This window comes from Bradyrhizobium sp. Mp19 (assembly GCF_029952935.1).
In the GTDB taxonomy this organism is placed as follows: Bacteria; Pseudomonadota; Alphaproteobacteria; order Rhizobiales; family Xanthobacteraceae; genus Bradyrhizobium; species Bradyrhizobium elkanii.
Window position 1 is genome coordinate 1 of sequence record NZ_JASAUT010000029.1, and the last position, 25,580, is coordinate 25,580.

Sequence of the window (25,580 nt, forward strand, 5' to 3'; positions counted from 1 at the left end):
AGCCAGCATGGTGAATCAGAAACACACTGATTTGGGAATCCCAAATCGATTCAACCTAAACCCATCCCGCTTTAGCCGTCAGTTCGACTTCACCAGCGGACAGCCGCCCTTGTCGAGCGGGCGGAACGCCTCGTCGCCGGGCACGGTGGCGATCAGCTTGTAGAGGTCCCACTCGCCCTTGGATTCCTCGGGCTTCTTGACCTCGAACAGATACATGTCGTGCACCATGCGGCCGTCGATCCGGATATGGCCGTTCTTGGCGAAGAAGTCGTTGACCGGCGTGGCGCGCATCTGGGCCATCACCTTCGGCGCCTCGTCGGTGCCGATGGCCTCGATCGCCTTCAGGTAATGCATGGTCGCCGAGTAGAGGCCGGCCTGGATCATGGTCGGCATGTGGCCGACCTTCTCGTTGAAGCGCTTCGAGAAGGCGCGGGTCTCGTCGTTCATGTCCCAGTAGAAGGCGTCGGTGACGATCAAGCCCTGGGTGGCCTTGATGCCGAGCGAATGCGTGTCGGTGATCTCCTGGAGCAGCGCGATCATCTTCTGGCCGCCCTGGGTCAGGCCGAACTCGGAAGCCTGCTTCAGCGCGTTGGTGGTGTCGCCGCCGGCATTCGCCAGCGCCACGACCTTGGCCTTGGAGGCCTGCGCCTGCAGCAGGAAGGACGAGAAGTCCGACGAGTTGAGCGGATGACGCACGTCGCCCAGCACCTTGCCGCCGCTCTCCTTGACGACATTGGCGGCATCGCGCTCCAGCGCCATGCCGAAGGCGTAGTCGGCGGTGACGAAGAACCAGGTGTCCTCGCCGCGCTTGACCATCGCCTTGCCGGCGACGTTCGACAGCGCGTAGGTGTCGTAGGTCCAGTGCACCGTGTTGGGCGAGCAGGCGGTGCCGGTGATATCGGAGGAGCCACCGCCGGAATTGATGTGGATCTTGTTCTTCTCGCGCGTCAGCGCCGAGATCGGCAATGCGACCGACGAGGTCGGCACGTCGAGGATCGCGTCGACCTTGTCGTTGTCGTACCAGTTGCGTGCGATGTTGACGCCGACGTCGGGCTTGTTCTGGTGGTCCGCTGCGATCACCTGCACCGGCTTGCCTTTCACCTTGCCGCCGTAATCGGCGACCGCCATCTCGACGGCGGCGACCGAGCCCTTGCCGGTGGCGTCCGCATAGAGGCTCGACATGTCGGTGAGCACGCCGATCTTGACGACGTCGTCGGAGATCTGGGCGTTCGCCGCGGTCGCTGAGACCGCGAGCGCGAGGCCGGCCGCCGCTGCGGCCAAGAGTGTTTTCATCGTGTTTTTCTCCCTGACTTTTTCGTTGAGGGTTGCTTCCACCGGGGCGTTCTAGCCGCTGCGACAAGCTGTCGCAAAGACGACTTTTTGAGCATGGGCAGGGCAGGGGCGGATGGAACGCGCGAGCGGACGGCCTTTTTACCTCCCCCCGCTCGCGGGGAAAGGCCGGATTGCGACGCAATCCGGGTGCCACCCGTGGAGAAGGTCGCTCACCCTACCCGCTCAGAGCGAGCTCCGCTCGTCTCGACCCCGCGAAGGACCCGGTTACAGCGCCGGTAACGCGGTGACGGCGGCCTTGATGGTGCCGTCGGTTTCCACGATCACCCGCAACGTCTTGGAATCGAAGTCGATGCCGGCCAGCCGGATGCTGTTGACCTCAGCGTCGACGCGAATGCCTTCCTCGTTCTTCTGCAGGTCGGCGATGGCCGCGGCGACCTTGCGCTGCGCATTGGTCGCGAATGGCTTCAGGTCGACCACCAGCCGGTCGTTGAGGGTCTGCTGCATGTGCGGGATCGCGGCGCGCGCGGCGGCGCCGAGCAGGCCGAACGCGGCCTCGGATTCCACCGCCAGCTCGACGTCGGTCAGCCGCAGCGTCTGCGACGGCTGGTCGAGCCGCGGCCGGCCCCAGATGTGCACGGTCGCCTCGGCGCCCAGCCCGAACCAGCTGGCCTTCTCCTTGGCGTGCACCAGGAGCGAGATCAGAAGCCGGTCGCCGGAGGCGGCGATGCTCGCGCTCTTGACGGTCACGTCGACCGGACCGGAGCCGTCCTCAGGGAAGGTCTTGCCCTTGAGCTGCGCCTCGACCAGCTGGCTCAGCGTGGTGAAGGACAGGTCGACCGGCAGGCCGATCGCGACCTGGCTCGCCATCGGCGGCACGATCGAGAGTTTTTCCGGGAATGGGCAGCTCGGGGTGGTCTGCGCCTCCGTGATCCGCGTTTCGGCCTCGATCCCCATCGTCAGGATCAGCGAGGACGCATCGACCTTCGGCTGCGCGGCGATCGCGCGGGTCGGTCGCAGCTCGAGCCACATCGGCGGCATCGAGGTGGTGCCGCCGGTGCCTTGCAGCGGGATCGAGCGGCAGGCCTTGGCCCATTGCACGCGGGCGTTGTTCTGGAACGCCGGGTCGTTGTGCAACCGGGCCTCGACCACGGAAATCTGGTCGGCGACCGCCTTGTCGATGACAGGCTTGACCTGGGCCGGCACGCTGATGCGGACGCCGGCCGTCGACAGGCTGGTGTCGCCGAGATTGACCTGTGCCTGCAGATTCGGCTCGATCCGCCAGGACGCGCCGAGCTTCGGCCGCGCGGTGAGGGTGACGTTGCCCTTGATCTCGGCGTTGGCGTTGACGTTCTTGATGTTCACGGCGCCGATCTGCTTGGCGACATTGCCGCCGAGCAGGCTGCCGAGCGCGTCGCTGACCGCGCCGGTTGCCTTGGCGGATAGCGCGCCGGTGACCTTGAGCGTGCCGTTGATCGGGGTGGTCAGCGTCAGCACGTCCTGCGCGCCGGTGGCCGCGATCGGCCCGCGCGATGCCGTCCAGCCGATGTCGGCATTTTGCAGGATTTGCTGGACCGGGTTGTCGGCCTTGCCGCCGAAGGTCTTCGGCGCGCCGCGTTCGGCGGCGTCGCGGATCGCCGACAGCGCGACCGAGACCTGCGCCACGATCGTCGAGGAACGCGGCGCCTGCGGCAGCGGCGGCAGCTCTGCGAGCTTCGGCTTCTGCACGGTGACGCTCGGCGCGAGCCAGTCCATTGCCTTGAGGCTGATCACGAACGAGACCAGCACCACCGCGATCCCGAGCGCTATCGTCCTTGGATGCATCGGTAGACGCATCATTCCCCCGGATGAAAATCAACTTGACGGGTTGTACAGGCCCCCCGACGAGGGCGCCAGTGTGGCGGGATCAAGCTGCTTCAGGGGCGGAAGGCGTTAAGGTTGATGAACGCGGCAACGGCCCCGGCACGAAGTGCCGGAGCCGTCGTCGAGGACGCCTTATAAAGGGACGCCTTGGAGGGGAGGGACTTAGCGGACGGCCGAGCCGAGATCGGCGCGGCGGTCGGTCATCGGCAGCACGATCACCTTGGTGCCGACGCTGACCCGCGAATAGAGGTCGGAGACATCTGCATTGGTCAGGCGCAGGCAACCGGAGGACACGCGGGTGCCGATCGTCTCCGGCGCGTTGGTGCCGTGGATGCGGTAGATGGTGCCGCCGAGATACATGGCGCGGGCGCCGAGCGGATTGCCGGGGCCGCCGGCCATGTGGCGCGGCAGATAGGGCTGGCGGGCGATCATTTCCGGCGGGGGCGTCCAATCCGGCCACTCCGCCTTCTTGGTGATGGTCTGGGTGCCCGACCAGGTGAAGCCGTCGCGGCCGATGCCGATGCCGTAGCGCATGGCCTGGCCGTTGCCGAGCACGAGATAGAGATAGGTGTGCGGGGTGTCGATGATGATGGTGCCGGGCGCCTCGCGCGTCGGATAGGCGACGACCTGGCGGCGCAGGCGGGCGGGCAACTCGACGGAACGGTCTTCCTCCTGCGCCTGCGGCATCGACTGCACCGGCGGCTGCACGGCCTCGGTCGGCGGCGACAGGATGAAGGGGAACATCGGCAGCGGAGCGGCCGCGGCGGTATTTGCGAATGCGACGGTACCAATCGCCAGCGCACCGAAGGCGGCGGCAGCGAGATGCGAGTTCAGCTTGATGGAATTGAACATTGTCGACCCCTGTTGTTTGCGCCCTGCGCGCCAGTTCCGGCGCGTCGTTGGGTCAAACCAGTACAGGTGAGGCGTTTCAGGACGTTTGCACGAAATCGCCAAAATGGTTTCGTGCCGTTAGGGAATTGTTTCGTGCGTGTTTCGTCGCACGGTTAAGGCCGGGTTGCCGGGAAGGGGGTGTACCGCCGCAAGACAGTCTTCCTGGCACGGCGCTTGCTGTCCCAGCGCATTGTTTCGGAATGGAGTGGAAATGATGCTGGGGCACACGATCGGCAGCATGCTGGATCGGCAGAAGGGCTTCGGCCCGGGGTTCGATTTTCTCCGTATCGCACTGGCGATTTCCGTCGTCGCCGCCCACGCGCCCTATGTCGCGAGCGGCAGTGGCGACGGCGAGCAGGCGTGGATCGCCTGGTTTCCGCACTACGCCATCCTCGTGATGTTCTTCGCGCTGAGCGGGTTTCTGATCGCGGCGAGCGGGCTGCGGCTTTCCCTGAAGGAGTTTCTCACCAATCGCGGCATGCGGATCATTCCGGCGCTTGCGGTCGAGATCGTGCTGTCGGCACTGATCCTCGGGCCGATCTTCACCGCGCTGCCGCTGCACGACTACTTCACCAATTTCGGCACCTACAAATACTTCACCAACATCATCGGCCTCGTGAACTACGTCCTGCCCGGCGTGTTCAGCGGCAATCCCGCGCCGGAGGTCAACAGCTCGCTGTGGACGGTGCCGTTCGAATATGGCTGTTACGCGCTGATGACGATGTTCATCCTGTTCGGCCTGTTGCGCGAGCCGCCGCTCATCGTGCTCGGTGCGCTCGTGCTGGTCGGCATCGGCCTTGCGCTTGCACTCACCGGGCATAGCGCGCAATCGTCGCAACTGCCCGCCGGCGTCGCCGGCACGCTGCATGACAGGATCTTCAGCACCGCGCCGTTCCTCGGACGCGGCGCGAAGCTGCCGGTCGCGTTCATGCTCGGCATCGCGATCTATCTCTATCGTGACCGCATTCCCTACAACGGATGGCTTCTCGCCGCGTGCTGCGCGCTCTGCGCGGGCGCCGCGCTGCTCGGCCCGGCGGACTGGATGAGCCAGCCGGTGCTGAATCTTCTGATTGCACCGGCGCTGGTCTATATCACCGCCTATCTCGGCGTCTCGAAGCTGCCGCGGCTGCCGCTGATCTCGCGCGGCGACTATTCCTACGGCATCTATCTCTACGGCTTTCCGGTGCAGCAGGTGGTGCGGGTATGGCTGCCACACGTGCCCGTGATCGTCCAGTTTGCGATCGCGCTGCTGCTGATCACGCTGTTCGCCGCGTTCTCCTGGCACTGGATCGAGAAGCCGATCCTGAAACTGCGCAGCCGCTTCTCGTTCGTGGCGCGCCAGCGCCTTGCGCCGGACGATGCGGTCGCGACGCGCCAGGACATTGTGCCGCTTGCCGTTGCTGCGAACGCCGTCCGCAGCAGACAGTCCTCCTGACGAGGAGCCAGCACCTCCGCTGTTCAGGAGCCGAGATATCCGGCCAATCCGTCCCACAGCAGCTTGGCAGCGGTGATGACCAGAATGGCGTAGCAGGTGCGGTACAGCGCGCGCTGGTCGAGACGTTCATGCAGCCGCCATCCGGCCCAGACGCCGACCGGCACCGCCGGCACGCAAAGCGCCATCAGCATCCACAGGCTGTGCGACGGCGTGGCCAGCACGAGCCACGGGCCGGCCTTCAAGAGGTTGCCGACCGTGAAGAACAGGCTGGTGGTGCCGGCGTAAAGCGCCTTCGGCATGCCGAGCGGCAGCAGATAGATCGCAAGCGGCGGCCCGCCCGAATGCGCCACCATCGTGGTGACGCCGGAGGACAGGCCGGCGAACGTCGCCTTGAATGTCGAGCGCGGACGCGGCTTGATCTCGCCGCCGCCGAGAAACCACAGCGCGGCGAACATCAGCGTCACCACGCCCATCACGATCTCGACGGCATGCCGGTCGAGATCGCGCAGCACGAAGTAGCCGAGGCCGATGCCGACGACGAGCGCCGGCAGCAGCATCGCGAGGTCGATGCGCGACCATGTGCTCGGCGCCAGAACCGCAGCGCGGTGACGTCCATGACGACGAACAACGGCGCCAGCAGCGCGCCCGCCGCGATCGGGTCCATCGCCAGCGACAGCAGCGGGATGCCGACGATGGCAAAGCCGCCGCCGAACGCGCCCTTCATGAAGGCAATCAGGAAGACGCCGGCCAGGGCGACCGCGAGCACGAACGGCGCGGGCAGGTCAGCGACGATGGGCGTGATCATGGTGTCGTGCGAAGCGTTGTGGTGGTACTCAACATGGCCACGCGCGCCTGCACGCGCAATCCAAACATTGCTCTCGGTGCAATTGATATCAGCCTGCCGCTTGCGGTGTGAGGCTTCGGTTCACGCGAGCCGGCGCGCAATTCGCTCGAAGGCACTCTAGGGGGGCTTATTTACTTTGCGCGCAACCGCAGCCTGATCGACACAAGTTGAACGAAGGTCAGGTCGTTGGCGGCAAGTTTGGTGTTAGCCCCATTATCTACACGTTGAATTTTGTCGTTCATGACCCAGCTCGGGCACGGTCGAATAGCATAGGTTCATTCGGGAGCTGGCGATGATTTGCCTCTTCGCCATGAACCCGGTGGTACGCCAACATGTTTCTTGAAGGCGCGGTTGAAGGCTGCCTCGGATTCGTAACCGACCTCCGCTCCCACCTGTGCAACGCTGATGCCTGGGATGGCCAGATGTCGGACTGCGAGTTGCATGCGCCAGCGGCCGAGATAATGCATCGGCGAAACACCAACATAATGTGCGAAGCGATCGGCAAAGACTGATCGCGAAAGGCCGACTTCGCGAGCAAGTTCAGCGAGCGTCCATGGCTTTTCAGGACTCCCGTGGATGAGCCGTAGCGCATGTCCAATCTGTCGGTGCTTTAGCCCAGACAGCCAGCCCTTCGAATCTTCAGGGAGATGGATGATGTACTGGCGGACGACTTCGACGAACATCAGCTCGGCAAGCCTGGCGAGCAAACTTTCACTACCGGCGCCGCCGCGACCGCCCTCTTCGGCTGCGAGCCGAAGCAGGTTGGATAACCAGCCCCGCGCCGCAGCAGACATTTGGCTGAGCAGCATGCGGGGCAGCGCTTCGAGCAACGGATTGAATGGCCGCGCATCGCAGCCGAAATAGCCGCAAACCAGGTGGCAGTAGTCGGCGCTGTCGTTGTCGAGACGGGTCACGATCGGCAAGGGCCGATCTTTCGGCCGCGCGTAATCCTGGAGGTCAGGAAGACCGCGCATGCCCGGCGCGGAGCTCAGGACGTTGGCATCACCCATCGGGTAGATGACGATATCCCCCGCATTGAAGCGCATGGACGAATCAGAATTCCCCGCCAATCCGGCCCAGCAAGAGCCCGACAGGATGGCGTGGAAGCTGATCACATGTTCGGCCTCCGGCATGACCATCGACGCGATGGCGGCCGAGGGCGGGGACTCTCCGACCCAAGGCGCGTGAAGATGGCGTTCGAAGAAGACAGCGCCAGTCAGACGCACTGTCTTCAGCACATCTGAGAGAACATCCATTGCGGCGCCTCCTCGTCTCGGACGATCGAGCAAGAAAAGCAGACAGGGGAGCATACCAGTACAGTCGCGCACGGGGTACAAATTGCAGCACCGGAAGCCCTTTCAGGCCCGAAAAACGCCAGGGAAACGCTGCAATGGAATCAGCGGAGACAGCAAGCGAGCGGCCGGCTGCGCCGGTTAGCGTGAACCACATCGCGCTCAACGTTCGCAACATGGACGAGAGCCATCAGTTCTGGACCGAGGTCGTCGGATTACGGCAAGTTGGTGAATTCCGGCCGCGGCCTGGCCGGCCGCCAACCCCGAGAATGTGGTTCTATAGCGGCACGGACATCGGCGGCGTCCATCACCATGATCTTGCGCTCGTGGAGAATCCGAACCTGCCGCCGCCACCCGCGGAATGGAAGATGTGGGACTTGCCAATCGCGATCAATCATATCGCGATTACATTTCCGACCCGCGAGGCTTGGCTGAGCCGGCTCTCGTATCTTCAGGCCAAGGGCGTGAAGTTCGACCGGCGCATCGACCACGGGATGACGCACAGCCTCTATATTCATGATCCCAACGGCTACGGTGTGGAGCTGGTGTACGATCTCCCGCGCGAAGTCTGGGAGAACGACATTGATGCTGCACTGAACTTCGCCGAGCTCCGGCCGAGCGAAGGCGCAGAGGCGCTGATAGATCGCACTGACGTTCCAGTGTTTGGCGTATAGGCGAGAGCTTCGTCCTACCCGCGGTAGGCAAAAACCTCGTCCGCGAAGGTCTGCTGTTGCCCCTTTTGCGACCTCAGGCGAAGTCCGCTATTTGACCGCTACTGCGGACAAGCGGACATCAGGGCGCGCCTGACTCAAGCACCCCGATTTATAAGTCGATGCTCTAGCCGGCGCGCATCCGCGGCAGGCCCGGCTTGTCGCCGTTGATCACGGCGCGGCGGTCGGAGACGGCATGGTGGAATTGCTCGAGCGTCAGCCCGATCACCGAGAGGTCGCCTTCCTCGATTGCGCCGTCGTCGTAGCAGTCGAGCGCCTCGCGCAACAGGGCATCCGCATCGCCCTGCATGGCCGCGAGCTGCTCCGGCGTCTCGGCGCCGCGCACCTGCGAGATCAGGGTCAGCAGATTGTCGCGATGGGTGATGTAGTGCTCGCGCTCGTCGCGCTTCACGTAGTGGCGCAGCCAGGCGCCGGCCGAGCCGAGGCCGGAGAGCAGCAGGATGCCGCCCCAGATGTAATCGGAGTATTTTTCGAGGAAGGTGCGCTCGGTGCCGTCGATATAGGCGGCCGCGCCCTGATGCGCCGGCAGCGCGGCGTCCTTGTCGGTGTCCGGTTTCTCGATCTTTGCCGCCGCCGGCAGATCGCGCGCGACCTGGAGGCGCAGCGTGAACAGCTGCCGGTCGAGCGCGCCGACGGTCGCCTCGCTCAGCGCATGTTGCGCGATGATGAGGTGATTGACGCTGACGGTCTCGACCTTGTCCTCGGGCCGCGCCGGCGACGAGGAGAAGATGCTGCCGGCGATCTCCTCGGACTCATAGCGCGGATGCTTCTGCGCGATCGCTTCCGAGACGTCGATCGGGAGGAAGACCGGCTCGCCGCGCGCCGTCGCCGTCGCCGTAATCGCTTCCGCCGTTATCTTGCTGTCGAGCGGGCCGACGGTCATGTAGGCATCGAGCGAGGGGTCGCGCGCAAGGTCGGCGATCTTGTTGACGGCGAACTGGCTGACCGCGACCTTGTCGGGGTTGACGCCGGACTCGGTCAGGATCACACGCAGCAGCGTGACGTTGGCCTGGGTGCTGCCGACCACACCGACCTTGTGGCCGGCGAGGTCGTCGATGCTCTTGATCTTCGCGGACCGCCGCTTGCCCTTGGCGCCCGAGGGCGCCCACAGCACGACGACATTCTTGCGCAGGATCGCAACCGACTCGGCGCTCGCGGGCAGATCGAGGTCGCCGCGAACCACCGCGAGGTCGACCTTGTTCGCCGTGAACAGCGCGATGCTCTCGGCGGAGCCCTGCGTCGTGACCGGCTTCAGCCGCACCGAGCTGCCGTCGTGCGTAAAGGCCTGCGCGAAACCCTGGATCAGCTTGACGTCCTCGCTGCCGGTCGGGCCGACCGCGATCGCGAGCGTCACCGGACGCAGCGCGTAATACAGCGCGCCGGCGGCGAGGCCGAACACAAGCATGCCGGCCGCAAGGATCAGCAGCGACGAGTTCCGTCGCCTGAGCCTGCGGCGCTTGGCGCCGGGATTTTCACTCTGCTCTGACATCTGACTGTCACGTTACACGAAAAACCGGCCGTTTGCCGGGAAAAACAACCTAACATTTCGATGACGTCATACGTTTGAAACATCCATGTCAGAACGTCGTGCGAGCAGAATCAAGATTAACGATTTGGATCTCCTGCAATGCGCATACTCGTTGCGACCGATGCCTGGCATCCGCAAGTCAACGGCGTGGTCCGGACGCTGACGTCGCTTGCGCGCAGCGCAGCCGGGCTCGGCGCCGAGATCGAATTCCTCACTCCCGACGGTTTCCGTTCGGTCGGCGTGCCGACCTATCCGGGCCTGCGCGTGGCGCTGCCGAACCGCCGCGAGATCGCGCGCCGGATCGAGGAGGCTGCGCCCGAGGCGATCCACATCGCGACCGAAGGGCCGATCGGCTGGGCGGTGCGCGGTTATTGCCAGCGCAACAAGCTCGCCTTCACCACATCCTATACAACGCGCTTCCCGGAATATGTTTCGGTCCGTACCGGCATTCCCGACAGCGTCGGCTATGCGGTGCTGCGCCACTTCCATGCCGCCGGGTCGATGACGATGGTCGCGACCGACTCGCTGCGGTCGGAGCTTGCCGAGCGCGGCTTCCGCAGGCTCGGCTTCTGGACCCGCGGCGTCGACACCGGGATCTTCAATCCGGACCAGCCGGCGGTGCTCGATCTGCCGCGGCCGATCTTCATGACCATGGGCCGCGTCGCGGTGGAGAAGAACCTCGACGCCTTCCTGTCGCTGGACCTGCCGGGCTCCAAGGTCGTGGTCGGCGACGGCCCGCAAAGGGCGGCATTGGAACAGAAATATCCCGACGCGATTTTCCTCGGCGAGAAGAAGGGGCAGGATTTGACCTCGCACCTCGCCGCCGCCGACGTCTTCGTGTTCCCGAGTCTGACCGACACCTTCGGCGTCGTGCAGCTCGAGGCGCTGGCCTGCGGCACGCCGGTCGCGGCGTTCCCGGTCACCGGCCCGAAGGATGTCATTGCCAACCATCCGATCGGCGCGATCGACAACGACCTGCGCAGCGCCTGCCTGCGCGCGCTGACGATGTCGCGCGCCGACTGCCGCAATTTTGCATTGGAGCGTTCCTGGGAAAACAGTGCGCGTCAGTTCATCGGCAATCTGGCCACGCTGCATCCGAGCCGCGCGCCGCGGCCCGCCCGCCGCGTTGCCGGCCGCAGTGCGGTTCCGAATTAACAGCTCAATCGAACGAGAGACGAGAGACGATCTATGGCTGAAATCATCAAGCTGGGTGCCGACCGTTCCATGGACTTCGACCGCGAGACGGTCGAGCAGGCCTATGACCGCTGGGCGCCGATCTACGACCTCGTGTTTGGCGGTGTGTTCAGCAAGGGCCGGCAGGCCGCGATCCAGGCCACCAACAAGATCGGCGGCCGGGTGCTCGAGGTCGGCGTCGGCACCGGCATCTCGCTGCCGCTCTATAGCCCGAACGTGCGCATCTTCGGCACCGACATCTCGGAAGCGATGCTGGAGAAGGCCAAGAAGCGGGTTGCGGAGCAGGGCCTGAAGAATGTCGAGGGCCTCGCGGTGATGGACGCCGAGAAGCTCGAATTCCCCGACAATTCGTTCGACGTGGTGATGGCGCAGTATGTGCTGTCGGCGGTGCCGAACCCCGAAGCAGCGCTCGACGAGTTCGCCCGCGTGGTGCGTCCGGGCGGCGAACTGATCATCCTGACCCGGGTCAGCGCCGATGCCGGCGTCCGCCGCTTCATCGAGCAGAAGCTGCAGCCGGTGGTGCGCCCGCTCGGGTTCCGGACCGCCGAATTCGCCTGGTCGCGCTACACCAAATGGCTCGCGGGCGCACGCGGCATGGAGCTCGCGGAGCGCCGCCTGATTCCGCCGCTCGGCCACTTCTCGCTGGTCCGCTTCCGCAAGGCGGATGTGGCGAAGGCCGCCTGAGAGGCGGCGTAGTCGCCCTTGATCCTCATGGTGAGGAGGCGCACTGCGCCGTCTCGAACCATGAGGCCACGGTGTCGATCCTCGGCCTCATCCTTCGAGACGCTTGCTGCGCAAGCTCCTCAGGATGAGGGGAGAGGTTGAAGTTGCGTCAAGGCGTCGCTCCGCATTGTCATATGTCATTATGATGATGTCACACGCGATACATCGAATCCCTGTAAATCCTGTCCCGAAAGATGTTGGGGGAACCAATGATCAAGAATTTCCTGCAAGAGCTGCGTACCCAGCGCTGGGATGACCATCGCTTCTACCATCACAGCCGGATCAACCAGAGCCTGCACTTCGTCAGCGCGCTGAGCTTCCTGTTCGCCTATGTGATGCTGTTCTTCGATCCGGTCGTGTCGGCACTGGTCGGCTGGCTGGTCTCGATGACGTCGCGTCAGGCCGGTCACTTCTTCTTCGAGCCGAAGGGCTACGACCACGTCAACCAGGCGACCCACGAGCACAAGGAAGACATCAAGGTCGGCTACAATCTGCAGCGCAAGGTCGTGCTGATGGCGATCTGGGCGCTGTCGCCGATGGTGCTGTACTTCGATCCGACGCTGTTCGGTCTGTTCAAGCCCTGGGTCACGATGGGCGACTTCACCCGCCAGGTGGCCAAGATCTGGCTTGTGGTCGGCGTCGGCGGCCTCCTGTTCCGCACCATCCATTTGTTCTTCATCCGCGATGTCGAGACCGGCCTCGTCTGGATGACCAAGATCATCACCGACCCCTTCAACGACCTGAAGCTCTATCACAAGGCGCCGCTGTTCCTGATGAAGGGCGAACTGATCGATCCGGGTCTCGAGAAGCACGTCAAGCACGCCTGATCGTTGCTCCCAGCGTCTTCAAACTGCGTCATGCCCGGGCTTGTCCCGGGCATCTACGTCTTGAGCATCGTCATTCCGGGGCGATGCGAAGCATCGAACCCGGAATCTCGAGATTCCGGGTCTGGTCCTTCGGACCATCCCGGAATGACGGTGCTTACAATGTCAGCGAAAGTGAATCCGGTGCCCTCAGCGGCCGAACCTCACGGCGACCATCTCCTTCAGGATCTGGCGCTTGATGTTCTTGTTGGTGAGGCCGGGCTTATGCCACCACCAGCCGTCGCGCTTCATCTTCTCGGCTGCCGCGACGAAGCGGTCGCTGACCTCGGCGAAGTCGGCGTCGGTGTAGTTGAGGGTGAAGATCAGGCGGCCGGTGCCGATCCAGCTCAGTGCCAGTCCCTCGGCCCGCAGATAGTATTGCAGCATCCAGTTGTAGCGGGACGGCTCGGTGTAATAGACGGTCCAGATCGACGAGATGTTGCCGACGCGAACCGGAAGGCCCGCGGCTTTGAGCCGGTCGTTGAGCGCCTTCGCACGGCCGTTCCAGGTCTCGTCCAGCCCGTTGTAGATCGAGCGGAAGTTCGGGCTGGCGAGCCGGCTCAGGAACTCGTCCATCGCCGTCATCACATAGGGATGCGAGTTGAAGGTGCCGCGGGCAAAGCAGATGTCGGCCGGACGGTCGTCGCGGAAGCGTCGCATCAAATCCTTGCGGCCGCACACCACGCCGACCGGAAGCCCGCCGGCGAGGCTCTTGCCGTAGGTCGCCATGTCGGCCTTGACGCCGAAATATTCCTGGGCGCCGCCGGCGGCGAGGCGGAAGCCGACGAACACCTCGTCGAAGATCAGGACGATGCCGCGCTCGGTGCAGACCTCGCGCAGCTTCTTCAGCCATTCGGTGTAGGCGGCGCGGTCGTATTTGGAGGAGCGCGAGGAATCGACCAGCGCGGAATCGCCGGGCGCGTTGGAATTGGGATGCAGCGCCTGCAGCGGGTTGACCAGCACACAGGCGATGTCGTTGCGCGTCCGCAGCACGTGCAGCGTCTTCTCCGACATATCGGCGAGCGTGAAGGTTTCGTGCGGCGACACCGGATTGCCGACGCCGGGCTGCACGTCGCCCCACCAGCCGTGATAGGCGCCGGCGAAGCGCACGAGGCGCTTCCGCCTGGTGTGGTAGCGCGCGAGCCGCACCGCCTGCATCACGGCCTCGGTGCCGGACATGTGGAACGAGACCTCGTCGAGGCCGGACAGCTCGCAGAGCCGCTTGACGTTGTCGGCAATGACCGGGTGGTAGGGGCCGAGCACGGGGCCGAGCGCGTGCGCGCGCTTCTCACCCTCGGCGATGCACTCCTTGTAGAAGTCGTTGCCGAAGATGTTGACGCCGTAGGAGCCGGTCAGGTCGTAGAACACATTGCCGTCGACGTCGGTGACAGTGACGCCGCTGGAGGCCTCGACGAACGCCGAGGTGCCGAGATGTTCGCGCACCAGGCGGCTGTACTGGAACGGCACGCGATAGGTTTCGGTGAACTGCAGGTCGGAGATGCGCTCCGTCACCTCGGCGGTCAACGCGCGGCCCTTGGGGTAGCGATCTCCGTAGAGGCCGGCGAGGCGGAAGAAGCCGTCCTGGCGCTGCATCGCGACGTCCTTCGGCGCGCCGTCGGAGCGGAAGAAGTCGTCGATGTCGAATTCGTAGTGCGGGACCATGCGCGCGACCATCTTGGACATCTTGGAATGTCCGGTCAGCGAGCGGTGCTTGGCACGCGACAGCGCGATGCGGGCCTGAATTTTGGGGAAAGCTGCGGCGGCGCCGGCAAGCGCGGCGGCGGACAGCGAGAGAATCGGAAGGGATGTTTCCATGACAGAAGCGCTAGCCTCAGCACCTAACAGATTCATGACAGTCAAGGGCCTGATCTCGGTATTCACCCAGCAGGAAGACCTCAATTTCCTGCTAACCAACCGGATTCCGCGGGCCGCGCTGACCCGCTTCATGGGCTGGTTCTCCAAGGTCGAGAACCCCCTGGTGCGCGACGCCTCGATCGCCTGCTGGAAGCTGTTCTCCGACCTCGATTTGTCGGAGGCCAAGAAGACGGAGTTCAGGAGCCTGCACGATTGCTTCACCCGCGAGCTCAAGCCCGGCCTGCGTCCGGCCGCAGCCGATCCTGCCATCATCGCGAGCCCGTCGGATGCGATCATCGGCGCGCATGGGCGGATCGAGGACGGGCAATTGTTCCAGGTCAAGGGCGCGCCCTATTCGCTGCTCGATCTGGTCGGCGATCCGGCGCTGGTGGAGCAGCACCGGAACGGCCGCTTCGTCACGCTGCGGCTGACCTCGAGCATGTATCACCGATTCCACGCGCCCTATGATCTTGCCATCGACAAGGTGACGTTCATTCATGGCGACGTCTGGAACGTCAATCCGATCGCGCTGAAGCGGATCGAGCGGCTGTTCTGCAAGAACGAGCGCGCGGTGCTGCGCGCCAAGCTTCCAACCGGCGAGGCACTGACGCTGGTTCCGGTCGCCGCCATCCTGGTGGCGAGCCTCCGCCTGCATTTCCTCGATATCACGCTGAACGCGCAGTCGCGGGGCCCGGTGGATTTCTCCTGTGACGTGCATGTGAAGAAGGGCGATGAACTCGGCTGGTTCGAGCACGGCTCGACGATTATCGTGCTGGCGCCCGGCAATTTCGAATTCTCTGACAATGTCGCGGAGGGAACGCGGATCAAATGCGGCGAACCGTTGCTGCGAAAGCCTTTATAGCCTTGTTTCCATCGCGCTCATCGTTTGAGCATGAAAACCGGCTTCCACTTTTCGAGATCATGCTTAGAATGGTCGGGATCGTCGTGCGACGATCCTAAATCGCAAACCTGATGGACACGAGATGGCGCGGACGCCTGTTCTGGCGGCGGGAGGCATTGTGCTGCGGCGGGAGACACCGCCGCGCTTTGCCGTCGTGCGCCTGCGCAAGCGCAATGAGTGGGTGCTGCCGAAAGGCAAGCTCGACGACGGCGAGACGCCGCGCGCGGCCGCCGAGCGCGAGGTGCTCGAGGAAACCGGCCACGACGTCGACGTGCACGAATTCCTCGGCACGCTGGTCTATGATTCAGGCGGCCGTTCCAAGGTGGTGCACTACTGGCGCATGGATGCCGGTGGCAAGCCGGTGCGGTCGCTGATGAACGACATCCGCGAGGTGGACTGGCTGCCGCTCGATGCGGCGCTCGAGCGTCTGTCGCGCGGTTATGAGCGCGCGTTCCTGGAAAATGTCGGACCGATCGCGTTGCAGGCCGCGGCGCTCGCCGAGCGCGAGCGGCGCGCGCGGGCAAGGGCCGTGGCCGCAGAGCGCCGGCGGAGTCGCGAAGCCGCAGTGCCACAGGTCATCGACGAGCAGGAGGTCGCCGATGCGCCTGATGTTGCCGATGCGGCTGCCCCGGCGGAGACGCCGGCCATCGATCAGCCGCCGCTGGCGCAAAGCGAACCCGATCCGCCGGCCATGGCGCCGCAAGACGTTCCGGTGGCCGCACCCGATGCAGCTGCCGAGACCGAGCGGGGCGCCGAGACGGTGATCCCTGAACAAGCGCCGCCATTGGTGCACGAGGTCGTGCCAGCCGGCGCGGCACCTCAGCCCGCGCCGCGCAAGAATCTGATCGAACGCGTGCGCGACTGGCTGCGTCGCGCGGCGTGATCATCCGCACATCTGACGACGTGCCGTTGGCTGCCAGGCCTCAATGTCGCGCTGCAAGGCAAGACACTCGGCAAGCCGCTTGGGCGAACCCAGGTCACGCGCCAGAAGCTGTGCCGCATGAACTTCGGCCATGGCACCGCGAACGTCTCCATGCTCCAGCTGGAGGCTGGAGATCTGAAGCCTTAGCCGCACGATCTGAACCCGCCCTTCGATGCTGGACCACAGCTGGCGAGCGAGATGGAGATGCCGCATGGCTGTTTCATGATCCTGCCGGGAAAGCGCGAGGATCGCCTGCGCTTCGTTGGTGAGCGCGCGGATCGAGGGCATCGGCCAGCGATCCGGACTTCCCGAAAGTTCGCAGATCAATGCCTTCGCTCGAGCGGTCCGATGCGTGTGTGCGGCAACCAGCGCCAGATGGGCGAGCAGAATTCCGCGCCGCTGCAGCGTCCACCAGGTCTTGCCGATCAGGCTCCGCTCGAGGCTGGCATAGGCGGCCTCCGCTTCGCCTCTTGCGAGCAGCAGCATGGCGCGGCCTGGTTCCGGGCACCAGCCCAGCGTGTAGGCCCTGTCATAGGCTTCGAGAGCTGCGTCGTCATTGCCGATCGCCGCCTGAATATCGCCCAGCACCCGGTTGGCATCGCCCAGCGACCAGGGCGCATCGCTGGTCAGGCGCGCGAGCGCGTCCTGAATGCGCGCCAGCGCTTCGTCGAGCGAGCCTCGGATGCCGAGCACCTCGGAGCGGTGCAACTGGCACGAGCCCGTCAACTCCATGCCGCTGCCCGAGCAGAAGTTCTGGTAGCTCCGCGTCCACTGGTCGGCGCGTGCCCAGTCTCCGAACATCCGGGCCGCCCAGAGGATGTTGCAGTAGAGGTTGCCGCCCATGATCGGGTCCAGATTGTTGCTGGATAGCGCAACTGCGGCGGCATGGTCCTGATCGGCCAGTCCTCCGTGTGTGTCGCCGAGGCACAGCCGATAGAAGCCGCGATAGGCCAGGCTCAGCGCTTCGATATTGATCGCATCCTTGTATCTGACGCCGGTGTAGGCGGCGTCGGCCAACGCGAGTGCCTGTTCCGGCTCGCCATCGAAAGCAGCCAGTTTCGACTTCATCCATAACACCAGGGCCGTCGTCGGAGGATCGTCGAGCGTTGTAGCCCAATCCTCCGCCCGCGCGAGCCAGCCCTTTCCGATCGCGGCCTGGCCGCTTTCGAAGTGCAAGGCCGAGAGTGCTATCGCATCGACCGTGGCGCCTGCGGCGTCACCGGCCTGGCTGCGTGCGGCGACCGCGCGAACCAGAATCGGAATCGCTGCCGTGGCCCTGCCGAGGCACTGCAGGGCAAGCGCCCAATCGTGGAAATCTTCAGCGTTGAGCTGGCCGCTTTCATCCGCGCTCGCGAATAACGTCGCTGCCTGCAACCACAATTGTCCGGCCGCTGCTCGTCGGGCGAGACCGATTGCACCGACGGTGCCATCGACTTGCTTGGGGTCGATGCGTTCCGGCTGCCTGATCTCGGACTCGAGGAAAAAGCGATAGCCTTTGCCCGGCAGATTTCGGATCGCGCCGTCCATGCCGCCGTTGCGAAGCGCAGCGCGCAACGCACTCACCGCCCGCTGCAGCGAGTTGTCGGTGACCGTCACATCCGGCCAGACGGCTTCGAGGAGTTCTTCCTTGGAGATGACCCGCTCGCGGTGTCGAACCAGATAGATCAGCAGATCGAACACACGCGGCTGCAATGGGACCTCTTGGCGCGCGCACAGCAGCACGCGTCCAGCTTCATCAAGCTCGAACAGTCCAAATGAGAATGCCATGTGTATGAGTTGGGGCTCGGCGGAAAAGGTTCAGGCAAAGATCAGACAAAGATCAGGCAATGATCAGTCCGCGGTAAGGACAGTCGGCATCGACGGCGTCTATAGCTCATCATGGCTCGCCATGAGCGCAGCCTGCCGTTCAACAGTCGCAACCGAGGAGATTTCGATGGAACTCTATGTCATTCGCCGTCCGAGCGCCTGGGCGAACATGAGCGAGCTGGAACTCGCCGGCGCAACGTCCGCCAGGATCGGCGACGAGCAGATGCCGGACCGCGTCCGCTGGATCCGCAGCTATGTGGTGCATGAGGCGGATGGTCGCATCGGCACATTCTGCATATACGAGGCGCGTGACGGTGACTCGATCCGGGAGCATGCGCGCTGCGTCGGCATGCCGGGCGAGGAATTCTACAAGGTGGCGGCAACCGTGGTCGTGCGTGGTGATCCGGTCCAACCGCCCATTGCAGCCGAATGACGCCTGCGCGGCGTCGCATGGCGTATCCCGGCCAAACCTGATCCGGGACGCCATCACACTTCGATCAAGGAAACGATTATGTCGATTTCATTCATGGAATCCATTTCAAGTCCGGTACGAAGGCATTTTTCCTTCCTGCTTTTGCGGATCCGCCGGATCGTCAATCAATCGGTCGCAGGCATGCTCGCACATCGCGAGCGGCAGGCCAGTCGCCTGATGCCGCGCGAGGCCGGCGGCCGTCAGCCGAAGGGCGCCGGCAGCCGCTGCTCGGGGCCGGTCGTGCGAAGCGCACTGCTCGGGCTGGTGATCGCGGGTTTGTCCTCACCCGTGTTCACCCGAGCGGAGGAACCTGTCGTTCGGGAGCATCGTGCAGCTTCGGCACAGCAGGCCACCTCGACTCAGCGTAGCAGCCACGGCTGCAGGCATCGCTCGGATTGGAGCATAGTTACCGCATCGACCATCCCAGTCCTGCTCGACCGCCGCACGTAGCGCGCAGCACATTTGAAGTCATTGCACTGCTCGACGCCGTTTTGGCGCAATTTGCGGACTCTCGGCGAGGCCGGCGGCCTCGCCACGAGCCGCATCACATTTCAAAGGAGATGCACATGAACGTTCAGACCGAAATGCCGACTGTCGATCTCGCCGCCGTCAAGGCGCGCCAGCAAGCCACCTGGAGTTCGGGCGACTACGCGATCGTCGGCACCACGCTCCAGATCGTCGGCGAGACGCTCTGCGAGGCAGTCGACCTGCGCAGCAATCAAATGGTGCTCGACGTCGCCGCCGGCAACGGCAACGCGACGCTGGCCGCGGCGCGGCGCTTTGCCGACGTGGTCTCGACCGACTACGTCGCGGCGTTGCTCGAGCGTGGTCGCGAGCGGGCGGCCGCGGAGCGTCTGCCCGTCACGTTCCAAGAGGCGGATGCGGAGAAGCTGCCGTTTGCCGACGCCAGCTTCGACGTCGTGCTGTCGACCTTCGGTGTCATGTTCACCGCCGATCAGCAGCAGGCGGCAAACGAATTGCGCCGCGTCTGCCGCATCGGCGGCAAGATCGGACTTGCGAGCTGGACGCCGGAAGGGTTCATCGGCCAGGTGTTCAAGACCATCGGCAAATATGTGCCGCCGGCGCCGGGCGTGAAATCTCCCGCGCTGTGGGGCACCGAGGCGCATCTCGGTGCCTTGTTCGGCGCGCAGGCGACGCTTGATGCCAAGCGCAGGCACTTCAATTTCCGTTACAGGTCGCGCGAGCATTTCCTCGAGATCTTTCGCACCTATTACGGTCCGGTGCTGAAGGCATTCGGGGCGATCGATCCGGTCAAGCAGCAATTGCTCGCCGCCGACATGTTCGGCCTGATGGACCAGTTCAATATCGCCAGGGACGGCACGCTGGTGATCCCAGGTGAGTATCTGGAGGCTGTGATCACCAGACGCGGCTGATCTGCCGCTCGCCATTGGTCGATCTGCGCGTGGCGCCGGCGTTCTCGCCGGCGCCATTCGCACGTTTGATCGACATTGATGCGATCGCTCGGTTACTGACGCTTGTCCCTGGGCGGAGGCTTCGCGCCGCGCGGCGGAGGCGGCGCGCGCCGTTGCTGGAAGCCTGGACGCGCCTGCACCGCGGGCCGTTGCATGCCCGGACGCGCGCCCGGTACTGCCTGCTGGATGCCGGGTCGCGTCTGGCCGGGCGCTTGCGGCACAGGCTGCGCGGTGCCTTGGCGCGGCGCGCCCGGCTGGGCCGCTGGTGGTCCTGGCTGGCGCACGCCGCCCGGGGCCTGTGTGCGGCCGGGCTGCGGGCCGCCGCCTTGCCGTGCCGGCGATTGTTGTCCGGGTTGCGTCGCGCCGCCTTGGCGCGTGGGCTCTTGCGTGGGGGCTTGGCGCGTTGGCTGTTGTCCCGCCGGCTGTTGTCCGGCTGGCGTTTGGACGCCGGGCGCGTGCGGCAGCGTCGCGCCGCCGGGTTGGCCGGGCAGCGCATGCTGGGCGCCGCCTTGCTGCTGCGTGCCGGGCTGCTGCGAGCCTTGCCGGCCAGGCGCGCCCGGTTGCTGGCCGGGTCGGTTCGGCTGGCCCGGACGATTCTGCTGACCCGGCTGCTGCGGGGCGTTGCGGTTCTGGCCCGGCAGGCCGTTCTGCCGCTGCGGGTTCGGCTGCACCGGCTGGCCGCGGTTCGGATAGGGCGCGGCCGGATTGGCCCTGCGGAAATCGGGATTGGCGCGGCGGAAGTCGCGCTGCTCGGTCACGACCTGACGGCCCAGTGTCTGCGCGCTATGGACCTGGCGCACAAAGCCCTGGTCGCGCGTGATCTGTTGCGGCGAGATCGTCAGCGGCACCGCGGCGAAGCGGGCGCCGCCGGTGCCCGGACGAATCGCAAAGCCGCTCGCGCCGCGCGTTAGCACGCCGAGCGAAGCGCCACTGCGGTCGTTAACCTCGATGCGGCCGACATGTCCGTCGGCGTCGGGATAGAGCTTGATGCCGACATTCCTGCTTGTCGCGGTGGCGCCTTCGGGCACCTCGACGAGGCCGGTGGTGCCGCGGATGCCGAGCGTCGCGGTCGGGGTCGAGATCTTCATGTCGCCGGTCTTGGCGACCGCGGCGGCGACGAAGGCCGCCGTTCCCTTGGTGACGTTGAACAGCGCACTGTTCTGCTGGCCGCCGTCCTCATAGACATAGTTGTCGATCGTGATCCTGGCATTGGCGCGCAGGTTGAAGGTGGTGCCGTCGTTGAAGGTGATGCCGAGCGAGGAGGTCGCTGATGTCGCGACCTCGTCATTGGCAAAGATGTCGTCGCGGATCTGCAGCGGCGTCGCCGTGTTGTTGCGCGTGACGGTCGCGGCTCCTGTCAGTGTTGCCACGTTGCCGATCGGCTCGGGCGCCGCGGGCTGCGCATTCGCGGCCGGCGGCGGCGTTGCAGGCGCGGGTGTTGCAGGAGCAGGCGTAGCCGGCGTCGTACTCGGCGCCGGGGCGGGCGCCTGTGCAGGCTGCGCTTGTGCGAGTTGCGTCAGGTCCGGCGCGCCATTGGCCGTTGGTTGCCAACCGATCGTGACGCCGGCGCCAAGCAGAAGCGCAAAGAGAAAGCTGCGGCGCATCACCATCGATTCCCGGGGAGGCAGTGGGCACGGCAATTGAGCCGCGTCAGGCTGAATGCCGGATGAACGGTCCCGCCTTGTTGTCATGACGAACCGAAACGATCAAGCACCGCGCTCCGTTGCCGGAAGCGCGGTGCCTGGTCGCTGTTGGGGTTTTGTTTAGCCGCGCTTGTGAGGAGTGATATTGAGCGGTTTCGCCGGCTTGGCCGCGGGCGCGTAGCTCGCGGGTTGTGCAGCCGCCGCCGGCACGTAGTGGAACACCGCCTTGCAGCCGTCGCTGAGCAGCGCGCGCTGGCGGATCATGCAGGCGGTGACGCGATCGACGTCGGGAATTTCCGAGCTGCACAGCCGCATGGCGTCGCTGGTGCACATCTGCTGCTGCTCGTCGGTGTAGGCATAGGACGCCGAGCTCAGCAGACCGAGCGTGAACGCGGTCGCCGCCAACAGTTTGCCGTGACGAAGCGCGGAAGCGGTGAAAGCCATCATGTCCCCCTTGTGATCGCGCCGAAGCAGCGCATTGTCGAAGCCATCACTAGGCAGGCTTGGTTTCGGCAATTCTTCGTCGCCAGGGCAAAATGGTTTCGTCGCGCGGGCCGTTTGTTTCGTCAACCGCATCCCGATCGGGGATTACGGCGCTGCGGGCGCCGGTGCCCCTTCGAGCGCGAGCACGGCCTCGCGCTGAGCCTCCGGCATGGCGCGGATGCGGCGCCTCGCGATCAGGCGGAGCGCGGCAAAGCCGCCGAGGAACACCACGATCTTGCTCACGATGCCGAAGATCGGCATCACGACGGCCCATGTCGTGATCTCGCAGGTCAGCGCGACGAAGGCGTTCACACCGGCGGAGGCGAACATCAGGGCGGCCCAGGCATAGCCGACCTTGACGGCGACATCGGGCACGACTTTCTGTGCGATCTCGGGCAGGTAGCGGTTGAGCCAGCCGGGCTTCAGCATCACAACGCCGACGATCGCGTAGATCACGCTCGGCTTGAACAGCACGAAGCGCGGGTCATGGGTCAGCAGCGTGGCGGTGCCGGCGGCGACGACCAGGAACAGGCTGAGCCACTCCATGGTGTCGATCCGCTTGCCGCGCACCATCTGGACGCCGATCTGCACGACGCCGAACGCGATGCCGAGGCCGACCGCAAGCGCGGTGTTGTGCGTCAGCAGGAACAGAACCAGAAAGACAAGCGTCGACGCCAGGTCGAGCGCCAGCAGCCTTGCCGCGGTGAAGAAGTGCTTCATTGATTGCCAGTCGCCCGCAGGTTCAATCCATTCTCGACAATGCGGCTCTTATAGCGGGTCCGGCGATCCACATGAAGCGACCGCCGGGCAGATACAAGCCATTACCTGAAGGGCGACTGGCAAAACTCGACCCGCCATTGCACGGCGCAGCCCTGCACGCGCATCGCATGCGAGCCCCTCATCGCGATCGTCGAGTCGTAGTTGCGGCCGGAGTGAACGCAAAACAGCAAAGCGCCCGGCGGGAGCGGCCGCCGGGCGCTGAACTCATGCCTGGTCGAATGTTCTAGAACACGCCGAGAATAATGGCGCCGACGAAGGCTAGCGCGATGTACGCGGCCACAATGCTCAGCTTGCTCAGCAGAGGACTCGCGAAATCCATTGGGGAAACTCCCTCGGTTCACAACGCTGCCCGCATTAACGCCGAGGCTAGCAACTGGTTCCCGGCCGAAAAAGTCAGCCGTGCTGTCGGGCCTTCAGTTCCGGGGCGATGCCGCATTGCGGTGTGCGGCAAACGGACGCCAAATCAAGTGGTTGAAGTGCGCGCAAATATATTCTGAAGCATCGCGAGTATCGACGTGTCACCGGTCCGGATGTTGTCCACCGCCCCGGGTTGGATGCTACTTTGCATGGAGTTGTTTTCGATATTTCGGTTGGGGCGGATCATCGCGCACTATGTTTAGCCACTACCTTGAGCTGATGGAGCTTGCCGGCACGCGATGTCGAAGCGCCGACGCATCCTCAATCGCCAAGGGGAACGAAGGCCTTCATCCCACTCCGCAGCGGTAGCGCCGCTGAAGGACGCGCGCGACGCGACACGATCGCAGTCCCTCGGGTTCCGTCGCATGGTTAAGGACAGCTGAAAACAACGCATCGAAATGCGTTGAAGAGTCTTTAATCAAATTCGCAGAACCTCCGCGCCATGACGCGTGGAGTTCGTTTGTATCTCGTCGGCTCCCTTGTCCTTGTGTCGCTTGCTGGTTGCGGTCGCGGTCTGTTTCAGACTGCCGAGCGCGAACCGTGGCGGGCCGAGGCCGAGGCCGCATGCCTGAAGTCGGGCGCGGTCAAGGAGAGTGCCGACCTCGTCCGCATTGATCCGATCTCCGGTCCCGGCGTCTGCGGCGCCGAGTTCCCGCTCAAGGTCGCCGCGCTCGGTGAAGCCAGCTCAGCTTACGGATTTGCCGACGACAGCCTGCGGCCGCCGGCATCAGTCGGCAACCAGCCGCGCTGGCCGATCAACCGCCAGCCGTCTCCGCCGCCCGTGCAGGCGCCGTATTCCAATCAGGCCGTCGGCCAGCCGAGCTATGGCAATGAGCCGAGCTATGGCAGCCGTCAGAACGGGCCGGTCTCGCTGTCGGCGCCCGGCGTTCCGCCGCAGCAGGACGAGATCGATTTGCCGCCGGATGGCTCGCCCGACGCCAGGGGCGAGCGACCTTATTATCCGGGCCTGCCTTCCAATCCGCAGCGCGACAGCGCGGCCGCGCCCTATTCACCGGCACCGTATTCCCAGCAGCCGCCCGGCGCGCCACCGCCGCCGCGGCTCGGTCCCTCGAGCGGCAATCCGGTGGTGACGGTCGGCCCGGTCGCAGTGAAGCCGGCGGCAACGCTGGCGTGTCCGATCGTCTCGGCGCTCGAGCGCTGGTTCGCCGATTCCGTGCAGCCGGCGGCGCAGCGCTGGTTCGGCGCGCGTGTCGTCGAGATCAAGCAGATCTCGGCCTATTCCTGCCGCGGCATGAACGGCAATTCGCACGCGCATATTTCCGAGCACGCCTTCGGCAATGCGCTCGACATCGCAGCTTTCACGCTGGCCGACGGGCGCCGCATCACCGTGAAGGATGGCTGGAAGGGTCTGCCGGAAGAGCAAGGCTTTCTGCGCGATGTCCAGGCCGCCGCCTGCCAGCAATTCACCACGGTGCTGGCGCCGGGGTCCAACGTCTATCACTACGACCACATCCATGTGGATCTGATGCGCCGGGCCAGCCGGCGCCTGATCTGCCAGCCCGCCGCCGTCTCGGGCGAGGAGGTCGCGGCGCGCGCCGGCGGCCGTAACCCCTATGCAACGCGCGAACCTTATGTCACAGGATCGCTCGGCGGCAGAAAGCCGGCCCCGCGGGGTAAGGCGGGGATCAACGAAGAAGACGAATTCGCCGACGAATAGGGGCGCGTCTGATACCCGTATTTTTACTGGGTGACACCGTGCAAACGGTAGCCACTTTTGTTGCATATGCTCGCTGAGTCGGGCGCACCCGGCCGATTGTTTGGGGGATAGCTTTGCAAGACGCGCCGATCATTCTCGTCATCGAAGACGATCGTGATCTTCAGATGATGGTGGAGGACGCCCTGAGGGACGGCGGCTATGAGCCGGCGATCGCAGGTTCGGGCGAGGAAGCCCTGACGTTGCTGAAGGCGTTCCGCACCAAATACAGTGCACTGGTCACCGACATTCGCCTGCTCGGCCGGCTCGACGGCTGGCGTGTGGCGCGCGGCGCGCGCGAGATCGATCCGTCGTTCCCGGTGCTCTACATCACCGGCGGCGGCGGCGATGAGTGGCCGACCAGGGGCGTGCCGGACAGCGTGCTGCTGAACAAGCCGTTCTCGCCGGATGAACTGGTTGCGGCCGTGGCGAAGCTGCTTGAGAATGCCGCGTAGGCCTCAGCGATTGATCGCCCCCGCGAAATCGGCGATGCGGAGGTTG

General features: G+C 64.9%; 22 protein-coding genes and 1 pseudogene. 12 read left to right on the top strand and 11 right to left on the bottom strand.

What is annotated here, in order from left to right; all coding sequences use genetic code 11:
- Nucleotides 1-78: 78 nt before the first annotated feature.
- The 3 genes from QJT82_RS27285 to QJT82_RS27295 all read right to left on the bottom strand — a co-directional run bounded on the left by QJT82_RS27285 (nucleotide 79) and on the right by QJT82_RS27295 (nucleotide 4,005).
- Entirely contained in the window at nucleotides 79-1,293 is a 1,215-nt protein-coding gene (locus tag QJT82_RS27285; protein ID WP_028342234.1) for an ABC transporter substrate-binding protein, read from the bottom strand.
- Nucleotides 1,294-1,557: 264 nt separating this feature from the next.
- Nucleotides 1,558-3,126: a DUF4403 family protein gene (locus QJT82_RS27290; protein WP_028342233.1), complete on the bottom strand. Its 1,569-nt coding sequence runs from the start codon at nucleotides 3,124-3,126 to the stop codon at nucleotides 1,558-1,560.
- A 189-nt stretch (nucleotides 3,127-3,315) separates the two neighbouring features.
- Nucleotides 3,316-4,005 carry a L,D-transpeptidase gene (locus QJT82_RS27295; RefSeq protein WP_028342232.1) on the bottom strand — a complete coding sequence of 230 codons (690 nt, stop codon included), beginning with the start codon at nucleotides 4,003-4,005 and terminating at the stop codon, nucleotides 3,316-3,318.
- A 253-nt stretch (nucleotides 4,006-4,258) separates the two neighbouring features.
- Here QJT82_RS27295 and QJT82_RS27300 point away from each other — a divergent pair, with 253 nt between their 5' ends.
- Entirely contained in the window at nucleotides 4,259-5,479 is a 1,221-nt protein-coding gene (locus tag QJT82_RS27300) for an acyltransferase (protein ID WP_259266170.1), read from the top strand.
- A gap of 23 nt (nucleotides 5,480-5,502) precedes the next feature.
- Here QJT82_RS27300 and QJT82_RS27305 read toward each other — a convergent pair.
- A pseudogene (locus tag QJT82_RS27305) lies at nucleotides 5,503-6,284 on the bottom strand (sulfite exporter TauE/SafE family protein).
- Nucleotides 6,285-6,598: 314 nt separating this feature from the next.
- Nucleotides 6,599-7,579: an AraC family transcriptional regulator gene (locus QJT82_RS27310; protein WP_028342230.1), complete on the bottom strand. Its 981-nt coding sequence runs from the start codon at nucleotides 7,577-7,579 to the stop codon at nucleotides 6,599-6,601.
- Nucleotides 7,580-7,713: 134 nt separating this feature from the next.
- On the opposite strand from QJT82_RS27310, the gene QJT82_RS27315 reads away from it, so the two are divergent.
- The gene (locus tag QJT82_RS27315; protein ID WP_080686824.1) at nucleotides 7,714-8,289 is read left to right on the top strand and encodes a VOC family protein; all 576 of its coding nucleotides are present in this window, start codon (nucleotides 7,714-7,716) and stop codon (nucleotides 8,287-8,289) included.
- A gap of 163 nt (nucleotides 8,290-8,452) precedes the next feature.
- Here QJT82_RS27315 and QJT82_RS27320 read toward each other — a convergent pair whose 3' ends face one another.
- Nucleotides 8,453-9,835, bottom strand: coding sequence for a TAXI family TRAP transporter solute-binding subunit (locus tag QJT82_RS27320; RefSeq protein ID WP_028342229.1), 1,383 nt, complete (start codon nucleotides 9,833-9,835; stop codon nucleotides 8,453-8,455).
- A 138-nt stretch (nucleotides 9,836-9,973) separates the two neighbouring features.
- Here QJT82_RS27320 and QJT82_RS27325 point away from each other — a divergent pair, with 138 nt between their 5' ends.
- The 3 genes from QJT82_RS27325 to QJT82_RS27335 all read left to right on the top strand — a co-directional run bounded on the left by QJT82_RS27325 (nucleotide 9,974) and on the right by QJT82_RS27335 (nucleotide 12,618).
- A complete protein-coding gene (locus tag QJT82_RS27325; RefSeq protein ID WP_028342228.1) occupies nucleotides 9,974-11,029 on the top strand; it encodes a glycosyltransferase family 1 protein in 1,056 nt (351 codons plus the stop codon).
- Between the two features lie 33 nt (nucleotides 11,030-11,062).
- A complete protein-coding gene (locus QJT82_RS27330) occupies nucleotides 11,063-11,752 on the top strand; it encodes a methyltransferase domain-containing protein (protein ID WP_028342227.1) in 690 nt (229 codons plus the stop codon).
- A 248-nt stretch (nucleotides 11,753-12,000) separates the two neighbouring features.
- On the top strand, nucleotides 12,001-12,618 hold the full coding sequence (locus QJT82_RS27335; protein ID WP_016841638.1) for a hypothetical protein: 618 nt from the start codon (nucleotides 12,001-12,003) through the stop codon (nucleotides 12,616-12,618).
- Between the two features lie 186 nt (nucleotides 12,619-12,804).
- Here QJT82_RS27335 and QJT82_RS27340 read toward each other — a convergent pair whose 3' ends face one another.
- On the bottom strand, nucleotides 12,805-14,469 hold the full coding sequence (locus tag QJT82_RS27340; RefSeq protein WP_028342226.1) for an aminotransferase class III-fold pyridoxal phosphate-dependent enzyme: 1,665 nt from the start codon (nucleotides 14,467-14,469) through the stop codon (nucleotides 12,805-12,807).
- A 34-nt stretch (nucleotides 14,470-14,503) separates the two neighbouring features.
- Here QJT82_RS27340 and asd point away from each other — a divergent pair, with 34 nt between their 5' ends.
- Both asd and QJT82_RS27350 read left to right on the top strand, forming a co-directional pair.
- Nucleotides 14,504-15,370, top strand: coding sequence for an archaetidylserine decarboxylase (gene asd, locus QJT82_RS27345; RefSeq protein WP_028342225.1), 867 nt, complete (start codon nucleotides 14,504-14,506; stop codon nucleotides 15,368-15,370).
- Between the two features lie 121 nt (nucleotides 15,371-15,491).
- A complete protein-coding gene (locus QJT82_RS27350; RefSeq protein ID WP_028342224.1) occupies nucleotides 15,492-16,292 on the top strand; it encodes an NUDIX hydrolase in 801 nt (266 codons plus the stop codon).
- Here QJT82_RS27350 and QJT82_RS27355 read toward each other — a convergent pair whose 3' ends face one another.
- Nucleotides 16,293-18,098: a winged helix-turn-helix domain-containing protein gene (locus QJT82_RS27355; RefSeq protein ID WP_028342223.1), complete on the bottom strand. Its 1,806-nt coding sequence runs from the start codon at nucleotides 18,096-18,098 to the stop codon at nucleotides 16,293-16,295.
- A 166-nt stretch (nucleotides 18,099-18,264) separates the two neighbouring features.
- On the opposite strand from QJT82_RS27355, the gene QJT82_RS27360 reads away from it, so the two are divergent.
- From QJT82_RS27360 to QJT82_RS27370, 3 genes are all read left to right on the top strand, one after another.
- On the top strand, nucleotides 18,265-18,570 hold the full coding sequence (locus QJT82_RS27360; RefSeq protein ID WP_028332582.1) for a nickel-binding protein: 306 nt from the start codon (nucleotides 18,265-18,267) through the stop codon (nucleotides 18,568-18,570).
- Nucleotides 18,571-18,648: 78 nt separating this feature from the next.
- Nucleotides 18,649-19,059, top strand: a complete 411-nt coding sequence (locus tag QJT82_RS27365; protein WP_155258608.1) for a hypothetical protein — start codon at nucleotides 18,649-18,651, stop codon at nucleotides 19,057-19,059.
- 116 nt (nucleotides 19,060-19,175) lie between these two features.
- Entirely contained in the window at nucleotides 19,176-20,003 is an 828-nt protein-coding gene (locus QJT82_RS27370) for a class I SAM-dependent methyltransferase (RefSeq protein ID WP_028342221.1), read from the top strand.
- 92 nt (nucleotides 20,004-20,095) lie between these two features.
- On the opposite strand, the gene QJT82_RS27375 is transcribed toward QJT82_RS27370, so the two are convergent.
- The 3 genes from QJT82_RS27375 to QJT82_RS27385 form a co-directional block, all read right to left on the bottom strand.
- Complete coding sequence (locus QJT82_RS27375) at nucleotides 20,096-21,652, bottom strand: FecR domain-containing protein (protein WP_028342220.1); 1,557 nt, start codon at nucleotides 21,650-21,652, stop codon at nucleotides 20,096-20,098.
- A gap of 153 nt (nucleotides 21,653-21,805) precedes the next feature.
- On the bottom strand, nucleotides 21,806-22,201 hold the full coding sequence (locus QJT82_RS27380) for a hypothetical protein (protein WP_028342219.1): 396 nt from the start codon (nucleotides 22,199-22,201) through the stop codon (nucleotides 21,806-21,808).
- Between the two features lie 72 nt (nucleotides 22,202-22,273).
- Nucleotides 22,274-22,888: a septation protein IspZ gene (locus QJT82_RS27385; RefSeq protein WP_028342218.1), complete on the bottom strand. Its 615-nt coding sequence runs from the start codon at nucleotides 22,886-22,888 to the stop codon at nucleotides 22,274-22,276.
- Nucleotides 22,889-23,807: 919 nt separating this feature from the next.
- Here QJT82_RS27385 and QJT82_RS27390 point away from each other — a divergent pair.
- Together QJT82_RS27390 and QJT82_RS27395 are read left to right on the top strand one after the other, a co-directional pair.
- Nucleotides 23,808-25,043, top strand: a complete 1,236-nt coding sequence (locus QJT82_RS27390; RefSeq protein ID WP_028342217.1) for an extensin family protein — start codon at nucleotides 23,808-23,810, stop codon at nucleotides 25,041-25,043.
- A gap of 113 nt (nucleotides 25,044-25,156) precedes the next feature.
- A complete protein-coding gene (locus QJT82_RS27395) occupies nucleotides 25,157-25,534 on the top strand; it encodes a response regulator (RefSeq protein ID WP_016845813.1) in 378 nt (125 codons plus the stop codon).
- Nucleotides 25,535-25,580: the final 46 nt, after the last annotated feature.